Raw genomic sequence first — 9924 nt, forward strand, 5'->3', positions numbered from 1 at the left:
ACTGCCCAGTGCGGTGGCACCGTTGCCGATCGCGTTGGCCGCTTCGCCGGCCGCCAGCGCGTTGTCACCTTCCACGTAGGCGCCGGCATCGCTGTCGGCACTGCCACTGGCCTGGAAGTAGCGGCTGGTGCTCTCGGCCACCGACGCCACGGCGTCCAGCTGGTTCTTGTTGACCGCATCGGTGCCTTCGGTACCTGCCGCCACGTTGGTCACCTGGCGCTCGTTGCCGGCACTGCCCACGGCCACGCTGTTGGCGCGGTCGGCAACGGAACCCGCACCCAGTGCCACGCTGTTCGCAGCATTGGCGGTGGCGCTGGCACCGAGTGCGGTGGAATCGGCCGCGTCGGCCCACGAGTTCCAGCCGATGGCGGTGGCGTAGTCGTCGGTGGCCCATGCACCCGCACCGAACGCCGCGGCGCCGTAGCCGCTGGCGCGGGCCGGGATCAGACCGAAGAAGGTGCTGCCGCCGATGGCGACGCTTTCATCGCCGCTGGCTTCACTGGAATCACCCATGGCCACCGCGCTGGCGCCGCTGGCCGTGGCAAACACGCCCGTCGCAGTACTGTTGGCCCCGCTGGCGATCGTGCCGTAACCCAGTGCAGAACCGAGACGACCACTGGCTTCGCTGTAACCACCAACCGCCGTGGTGCCATCGGCCGACGCCGCGCTGCGGAAGCCGCTGGCCAGCGACTGCGCACCGCTGGCCAGCGCCTCCGAGCCGTTGGCGGTGCTGTACACCGCCGTGGCCTGTGCACCCGCGCCGGTCGCCGTGCTGCCGATCTCGCTGGCAACCGCACCGCTGCCCAGCGCCGCACTGTTTTCACCCGTGGCCTGTGCGTTGCTGCCCACCGCTGCGGCATTGCTGCCGCTGGCCAGGCTGTCCAGGCCTACGGCGGTGGCACTGGCGGCGACCGCCGTCGCACCACTGCCCAGTGCGGTGGCACCGTTGCCGATCGCGTTGGCCGCTTCGCCGGCCGCCAGCGCGTTGTCACCTTCCACGTAGGCGCCGGCATCGCTGTCGGCACTGCCACTGGCTTGGAAGTAGCGGCGGGTGTTCTCAGCCACCGACGCCACGGCGTCCAGCTGGTCCTTGTTGACCGCATCGGTGCCTTGGGTACCTGCCGCCACGTTGGTCACCTGGCGGGTGTTGCCACCACCACCGACCGATACCGTGTTGTCACGGTCTGCAATCGAATCGGCACCCAGCGCGACGCTGTTGGCGCCGCGCGACTCGGCCGCATTGCCGAGCGCGGTGCTGTTGATGCCCGGCGACCATGCGCCACCACCGACGGCCGTGGAGTAGTTGCCGGATGCCTCGGTGGCGAGAATGCCGAACAACGAGCCGCCGACAGCGACACTGTTCGTACCGGTGGCCAAGCTGCCCTGACCGGTGGCCGTGCTGTAGTCGCCGGAGGCTTCCGAGTCGCCGCCCAGCGCCACGCTGTTGGAGCCGGAGGCATTGGCAAAATTGCCGAACGCGGTGGCGTTGAACGCCGAGGCGCTGGCGAAACCGCCGATGGCGGTGCTGTAGCCACCCGTGGCTTCCGCACCGATGCCGAATGCAGCCGAGGCCGTGCCGCTGGCCACGCTCTCGCTGCCGACCGCCGTGGCCGCTTCACCACTGGCGGTGCTGAAGTAGCCCACTGCCGTCGCCTCTTCTGCGGAGGCTTCGGACAGCACGCCGCTGGCGGTGCTGCCGGCGCCACTGGCAATCGAGGCAGCACCGAAGGCCGCGCTCTGTTCACCGCTGGCTTCGCTTTCCGCGCCATGCGCGGTGGCGTACTCGCCGGTCGCCTGTGCGTTGGCACCGATCGCGCTGGCGTTGGCTGCGGTGGCCACGGCATTGAAGCCCAGCGCCTGCGCGTTGTTGGCCAGTGCGTTGGCGCCGCTGCCCAGGGCGATGGCGCCGTCGCCGATGGCGTTGGATGCCTCGCCGGCAGCCAGTGCGTTGTCCCCTTCCACGTAAGCGCCGGCATCGCTGTCGGCACTGCCGCTGGCCTGGAAGTACTTGCCGGTGGTGGAGGCTTCCGCCGCGACGGCATCCAGCTGTGCCTTGTTCACCGCATCGGTGGCCTGCGTACCTGCGGCCACGTGGGTCACCTGGCGCTCGTTGCCGGCAGCGCCAACCGCCACGCTGCGGTCACGATCAGCCACCGAGCCTGCACCCAACGCGACCGCGTTGCTGCCGCTGGCGTTGCTGCCGGCACCCAGCGCGATCGCGCTTTCACCGCCGGCCACCGTATTGGTGCCGATGGCGATGCTGTTGACCGTGTTGCCCAGCGCCTGGTAGCCCAACGCCACGCTGTAGTCGCCGTAGCCGAAGGCACCGCGGCCGACGGCGGTGGCGCTGGTGCCGTTGGCCCAGCTGTTGTAGCCGATGGAGGTGGCGCCACTGCCGCTGGCCCATGCTGCATTGCCGAAGGCGGATGCGTTGGTGGCGGTGGCCCATGCGCCCGAACCGAATGCGCTGGCGCCACTGGCGGTGGCCCAGCTGTAGCCGCCGACGGCGGTGCTGTCGTCGCTGCTGGCGAACGCACTGTCGCCCACGGCGATCGCGTAGCTGCCGGTCGCCCGCGACTTGCCACCGGCAGCCACGCTGTTGTCGCCGGTGGCTTTGGCCGCGCTGCCGAACGCATTGCCCGACGCACCCGTTGCCTGCGCACCATTGCCGACGGCGGTGGCATCGGCGCCGGCGGTGGTGCCGACACGTTCTGGTTGACCGTCATCGCCGATGATCGGCTGGTTGTACTGATCGTAGGCCTGGCCCAGTCCACCGATGGCGACCCCGCCGTTGCCACTGGCACTGCTGTTGCGACCGATGGCGACGCTGTCATCGCCCACGGCGGAAGCACCCGCGCCCTGGGCGACGGCACCGGCGCCGATCGCGTTGCTGGACGAACCGGCGGCCACCGCACCCTCTCCCTCGGCAAACGCACCGGCATCGCTGCCGGCTTCCGGCTGGGCCTGGAAGTAATGGGCGGTGGTATCCGCGGTGCTGGCCACGGCGTCCAGCTGCGCCTTGTTCACTGCATCGGTGGCTTCACTGCCGGCAGCGACGCCGGTGATCTGCCGCTCGTTGCCGGCACTGCCCACGGCGACGCTGTTGTCACGGATGGCTTCAGAGTTCGCGCCCAGGGCGACACTGTTGGCGCCGCGCGCCGTGGCGTAGTAGCCGACCGCCGTGCTCTGCGCGCCGCTGGCCCAGGTCTGCGCGCCCAGCGCGCTGGCCCCTTCTCCGGGTGCGTAGGCGAAGTAGCCGATGGCCGTGGCTTCGGCGCCGGAGGCTTCGGTCAGGCTGCCGTTGGCCACGGTCCGGTCACCGCTGGCGATCGCGCCGGCACCCACAGCGGTGGCGGCTTCGCCGCTGGCCTGGGTCTGCACGAAGAAGCCCAGGCCGGGAATCAGGTCAGCCGGGCCACCCACGGCCACGCTGCTGGTGCCGGTCGCGTTGCTCTGGGTGCCGACTGCGGTGGCGTAGTCGCCGATGGCGTTGGCCACCGCGCCGAATGCGGAGGACTGCGCGCCGGCCGCATAGGCACCCACGCCATAGGCGGACGCAGCGAAGCCAGCCGCCTCTGCGCTGGCACCGACCGCAGTGCCGCCGACGCCAGCACTGGTCGCGCCGGTCTCCACCGGCACGCCGCCGTTGGTGATGAGCGGATTGCCGTTCTCGTCCACGGCGGCGCCACCCACCGCGACGCTGCCGGGTCCTGCAGCCTGCGCGTTGTTGCCGAACGCGGCGCTGTTCTGTCCGGCGGCCAGGGCGTTGTTGCCGACCGCCGTGGCGTTCTGCGCGACCGCGGTGGCGCCGGCGCCGACTGCGGTGGTGCCATCGCCGAGCGCGTTGGCCGCTTCACCGGCAGCCAGCGCGTCATCGCCTGCGGCCAGCGCACCGGCGTCGCTGTTGCTGCTGCCGGTGGCCTGGAAACGCTTGGCCGTGGCATCGGCCACGGCCGCGACGTCCCGGAGTTGGCCGACATTGGCCGCATCGGTGTCTTCGGTACCCGCCGCGACACTGGTGATCTGCCGGGTCAGACCGTACTCGGCTGCGCCCACCGATACCGTATCGACCCGGTCGGCCAGCGAGCCGGCGCCCAGCGCCACACTGCCGGTGGCAACCGCTGCCGAGTTCGAACCCAGCGCGGTGCTGTATTCACCCACGGCGGTGCTGAACGCACCGACCGCGATCGATGCTTCATTGGCGGCCGTTGCGCCACGACCCACGGCGGTACTGCCCGGGCCCATGGCCACGGCTCCGCCACCGACCGCCGTTGCGCCGTCCGCACTGGCCTCGGACAACGCGCCCAGTGCGGTCGCTGCGCCGTTCTCGCTGGCCGCAACAGCGCTGGCACCGACGGCGGTATCTCCCAGTCCGAGCGCAACGGCACTCTGGCCGACGACGACGCTGGCATCGCCGATGGCCAGCGCGTTCTGGCCGAACGCACTGGCGCCCAGACCGGCGGCCACGGCCTGTGTGCCGACGGCCGTGGTGGCGTTGGCCAGCGACTGGCTGCCGCTGCCGACCGCAATCGCGCCCTGCCCTTCGATCTTCGCCGCGTCGCTGTCATCACCGGCGCCGTCGGCCTTGAAGTAGCGACTGCTCTGGGCTGTCGCTTCGGCCAACGCCGCCTGCGTGGCCCGCGCCTGTGCATCCAGCTGTGCCTTGTTCACCGCATCGGTTGCCTCGGTGCCAGCGGCGACGTGGGTCACCTGCCGTTCCTTGCCCGCATCACCGACGGCAACGGTATTGGCACGCGTTGCTTTCGAGCCGGCGCCCAGCGCCACGCTGTTGGCACCGGTTGCACGGCTGCCGGTGCCCACGGCGACCGCATTGGTGCCGGTGGCCGAGGCGCTGCCATCCACCAGGCACTTGTCGACGATCGAGCTGTTGAGCACCACGCAGTTGGCGTTGCCGCCGATCTCCACCGACTGTGCAGAGGCGACGCCGGTCATGCCCAATCCCAGTGCCAGCGCCACTGCGGCAGCCAGTACAAAGGGCCTGGCCTGTGTCGCATCGCGGCGTTGGTCGACGACCCCGCCGCAACTGTCGGACGAGGCCAGTTCCGAGGCCACGACCAACTGACCCAGTGCTTTGTTCCAGACCTTGCGATAAATCCGATTCATCGGTACGGCTCCTGATTGGACTGGTTTTGGGCAAAGCAACGCCACCGCCGGACCTTCTGGTCCAACGTCCCCTGGGGGCGTTTATTCGCGTGATTTACTGCGGGGTATTGCCGAACGGCGCGCAGCGAAAGAAAACCGAGCGCATGCGCCAAGCGGTTACTGCGGGATGAATGGTTCTGAAACGGGGTTCAAGTGTTAACGGCAACTTTCCATATCGTCAAGACTTTGACACAGCAAATCACATTGCCGTGAAGCAGTTCACTTTTTCACGCGTTTATCAATCCATTTTGTTAGTTGCACGTGACGATTGTCTGGCGCATGGAAATGCATGTAACTCATGGTGGCGACAGGAGTTTCATCCGCGCAAAGAAAAACCCGCCGGCAATGCGGCGGGTTTTTCCATACGCATCGGCATCGACGCCTGCGCGAAGCGGTGCGCGATCAGCCGCACCACACCCGGGCATTGCGGAACATCCGCATCCACGGTGAATCACCCTGCCACTCGGCCGGCGCCCAGCTCAGATTGAGTGCGCGCGGGGTGCGCTCCGGATGCGGCATCATGATGGTGACGCGCCCGTCCGTGCTGGTCAGGCCAGTGATGCCATCCGGTGAGCCGTTCGGATTGAGCGGATACTGCTGGGCGATGGCACCGTTGCCATCGATGTAGCGCAGCGACACGCGCGCAGCGGCCTGGTCGACGGCGTTGTCGAACACCGCCTGGCCTTCGCCGTGCGCCACCGCCACCTGCAGGCGGGAACCGGCCATGCCACGCAGCAGGATCGACGGCGATTCCACTACTTCCAGCAGTGCGGTGCGGGCCTCGAACTGCTCGCTGGCATTGCGGCGGAACTGCGGCCAGTGTTCGGCGCCGGGGATGATGTCCTTCAGCTGGCTCATCATCTGGCAACCGTTGCATACGCCGAGGGCAAAGCTGTCCTGGCGCTCGAAGAACGCCGCAAAGGCATCGCGCAGCGCGCTGCGTTCCAGGATCGAGGTCGCCCAGCCACGGCCGGCACCCAGCACATCGCCGTAGCTGAAGCCGCCACAGGCGACCAGGCCGGTGAAGTCCTGCAGGGCCACGCGCCCCTCGATCAGGTCGCTCATGTGCACGTCGAACGCGCGGAAGCCTGCACGTTCGAAGGCATTGGCCATCTCGATCTGGCCGTTGACGCCCTGTTCGCGCAGTACCGCCACGCGCGGACGCGCACCGGTGCTGATGAACGGCGCCGCCACATCCTCGTTGAGGTCGAAGCTCAGCTTCGGCTTCAGGCCCGGTGCGTTGAACGCGCGGGCGACATCGCGCTCGGCATCGGCGCTGGCCGGATTGTCGCGACGCTTCTGCATGGCATGGGTGACCGACCACCACGCATCGAACAGCTGCTCCCAGCGCCACTCGGCCAGGTTCTCGCCTGCCAGCGATACGCGCACCACCGGTGCGGTGGTCGGCCTGGCGATGCGCTGCGCGCATTCGGTAAGGGCGTGGCGCTCGACCAGGTCGGCAAAAGCGGCGCGATCTTCGCGGGCAATCTGCACCACCGCACCCAGTTCCTCATTGAACAGGCTGCGGAACGGGTCATCGCCCCACGCGTCGAGGGCGATATCCAGGCCCAGGCGCGAGGTGAACGCCATTTCGCACAGCGCGGCGAACGCGCCGCCGTCGCTGCGGTCATGGTACGCACGCAGCAGGCCGGACTGGCGCGCATCCCGGATCAGTTCGAAGAAGGCACGCAGGCGCTGCGGGTCGTCCAGGTCCGGCGCGGCACCGGCGAAGGCCGGCAGTTCGCTGTGGTCGGCGTGCACCTGCGCCAGGATCGAGCCGCCCAGGCGCTGCTTGCCGGCACCGAGACCGATCAGCCACAGCTCGCTGTCGACGTCGCGATCAAGCAGAGGCGTCAGCTGCTGGCGCACATCGGCAACCGGCGCAAACGCCGAGATCACCAGCGACACCGGCGACACGCTCTTGTGTGCCTCGCCCTGGTCATGCCACTGCGCCTGCATGGACAGCGAGTCCTTGCCGACCGGGATGCTGATGTCCAGCTGCGGGCACAGTTCCATGCCCACGGCCTTCACTGCGTCGTACAGCAGCGCGTCTTCGCCCGGATGGCCGGCAGCAGCCATCCAGTTCGCCGACAGCTTGATGCCATCCAGCGCATCCACCGGGGCCGCGCACAGGTTGGTCAGCGCTTCGCCCACGGCCATGCGCGCCGACGCCGCGGCGTCGAGCAGGGCCAGCGGCGTGCGCTCGCCGATCGACATCGCCTCACCGGCCACGCCATCGAAATCAGCCAGGGTGATGGCTACGTCGGCCACCGGCAGCTGCCACGGGCCGACCATCTGCTCGCGGGCGGTCAGGCCGCCGACGCTGCGGTCACCGATGGTGACCAGGAAGTTCTTCGAGGCGACGGTCGGGTGCGCCAGCACGCGCAGGCCGGCTTCCTGCAGATCCAGGCCACCGGTCTTCAGCGCCGGCCAGCGCGGTGCCGGCGGGTGCGCCGTGTCGCGGTGCATTTTCGGCGGCTTGCCGAACAGCACGTCCATCGGCAGGTCGATCGGTGCGTCGGCGGGAACATGGCCCGGCACCGCGCCGTACGCCACCACCAGATGCTCCTCGGCGGTCGCCACGCCCACGGCGGCGAACGGGCAGCGCTCGCGCGCGCACAGCGCGGCAAACTCGGCCAGTCGCTCCTGCGCGACGCCAAGCACGTAGCGCTCCTGCGATTCGTTGCACCACAGCTGCATCGGCGACAACGACGGATCGTCGGTGGGCACCTTGCCCAGGTCGATGATGCCGCCCACGTTCGAATCGTGCAGCAGCTCGGGAATCGCGTTGGACAGACCACCGGCACCGACGTCATGGAAGAACTTGATCGGGTTGTCGGCACCCATCGCCACGCAGCGGTCGATGACTTCCTGGCAGCGGCGCTCCATCTCCGGGTTGTCGCGCTGCACGCTGGCGAAATCCAGGTCTTCGGCGCTTTCACCGGAGGCCACCGAGCTGGCCGCACCGCCACCCAGGCCGATCAGCATCGCCGGACCGCCGAGCACGATGACCGCATCACCGGCCTGCAGCGGGATCTTGTCGACCTGGATACGGTCGATCGCACCGAGGCCGCCGGCCAGCATGATCGGCTTGTCGTACGCACGGACCAGGTCAGCGCCTTCAGGCAGCTCGAAGCTGCGGAAGTAACCGAGCAGGTTCGGGCGGCCGAACTCATTGTTGAACGCAGCGCCGCCGAGCGGGCCGTCGGTCATGATCTCCAGCGCCGGCGCCATCCGCGGATTCAGCGCGCGCGGCGCTTCCCACGGCTGCGGCAGCTCGGGGATGCGCAGGTGCGAGACCGAGAAGCCGGTCAGGCCGGCCTTCGGCTTGCCGCCGCGGCCGGTTGCGCCTTCGTCGCGGATTTCGCCACCGGCACCGGTGGACGCCCCCGGGAACGGCGCGATCGCGGTCGGGTGATTGTGGGTTTCAACCTTGATCTGGAAGGCGCTGGGCACCTGCGGCTCGCGGCGGTACTCGCCACTGGCCGGATCCGGACGGTAACGCGACGCCGGATGGCCTTCGATCACCGCAGCGTTGTCGCTGTACGCGCTCAGGGTGTGCTGCGGCGTCTGCTGGTGGGTGTTCTTGATCATGCGGAACAGCGAGCGTTCCTGCGCCTGCCCGTCGATGGTCCAGCTGGCGTTGAAGATCTTGTGCCGGCAGTGTTCGGAATTGGCCTGCGCGAACATCATCAGTTCCACGTCAGACGGGGAGCGCCCCAGTGCGGTGAAGCGCTCGCGCAGGTAGTCGATCTCGTCCTGGGCCATGGCCAGGCCAAGGCGCTGGTTGGCGGCTTCCAGCTGCGCCACAGGAACGCGCTCCAGTTCACCGCGGGCCGGCGCCGAGAACAGGGCCTGGCCCTGCTCGACGTGGTCCAGCACCGACTGCGTCATCGGGTCGTGCAGCACCTTCACCAGCGACTGCTGGGTGGCGGCATCGTCCGGCCAGCCCAGCACGTCGATACGCAGGCCGCGCTCGACCCGGCTGACCGGCTGACCGGCCCCGCGGACCAGTTCGGTGGCCTTGCTCGACCACGGCGACAACGTTCCCAGACGCGGCACCACGATGCGGCTGACGGCCCCTTCGGCGACCGTCCCGGCCTGCGGCTGTGCTTCCAGGATGCGGCACAGGGTGGCCTGATCGGGCACGGCCGAGCCTTCCGGCTGCACGAAGTAGACGTGCCAGGCACCACTGATGCGCAGGGAGGGAGCGATGGACTGCAGGCGGGATTCAAGACGTTCGCGGCGGAACGGCGACAGGGCGGGCGCGCCCTCGAGGACCATCATGTCCGGGGAACCGTAGTTGGGAAACGGGCCCGATATTGTACCGGAAGCGGGGGATGGGCTTGGGCCGGGCTGCGCCCGGCACCCGCCGAAGCAACGGCCGAAGCAACAGCAACGTCAAAAGCCGGTTTCCTGCAGGTTGGCGGGGTGGGTCCGGTGGCGGGGGACGCCGTGAACCCATCCCTGGGGGCTTGGCCGCGGCATCCATGCGGCGGACACCCCCGCCACCGGACCCACCCCGCCTTCGACGGATCTCCGCGATCTGTATCCGGTCCACGCCATGCGCGGATGCTCCGCGGCAGTGCCGGCCGAATGAAGAGCGAAGCGACCGGCTCTTGCTTTTGATTTTGTTCTGTCTTTCGTGGCTGGCAGCCGCAGGAACCTGTCCGTGGCCGGGTGGGTGGGCTGCGCAGGGGCGTAAGCGCCATGGATGGCGCGCCCGAGCCTACAGGGACGTATTCACGGCGTCCCCTGCGC

General features: G+C 69.0%; 2 protein-coding genes. Both read right to left on the minus strand.

Annotated elements, in window-relative coordinates:
* Positions 1 to 5124, minus strand: a 5124-nt coding sequence (locus ABE543_RS18520; RefSeq protein ID WP_346476007.1) for an ESPR-type extended signal peptide-containing protein, incomplete at its 3' end; no start/stop codon positions are given.
* Positions 5125 to 5565: 441 nt separating this feature from the next.
* Positions 5566 to 9450, minus strand: coding sequence for a phosphoribosylformylglycinamidine synthase (purL, locus tag ABE543_RS18525; RefSeq protein WP_263177266.1), 3885 nt, complete (start codon positions 9448 to 9450; stop codon positions 5566 to 5568).
* Positions 9451 to 9924: the final 474 nt, after the last annotated feature.

The organism is Stenotrophomonas sp. TWI169 (assembly GCF_039674705.1).
GTDB classification, from domain to species: Bacteria; Pseudomonadota; Gammaproteobacteria; order Xanthomonadales; family Xanthomonadaceae; genus Stenotrophomonas; species Stenotrophomonas maltophilia_P.

Coding starts and splice junctions, on each gene's coding strand:
- purL (WP_263177266.1), bottom strand. CDS start 9,450: ATGATGGTCCTCGAGGGCGCGCCCGCCCTGTCGCCGTTCCGCCGCGAA.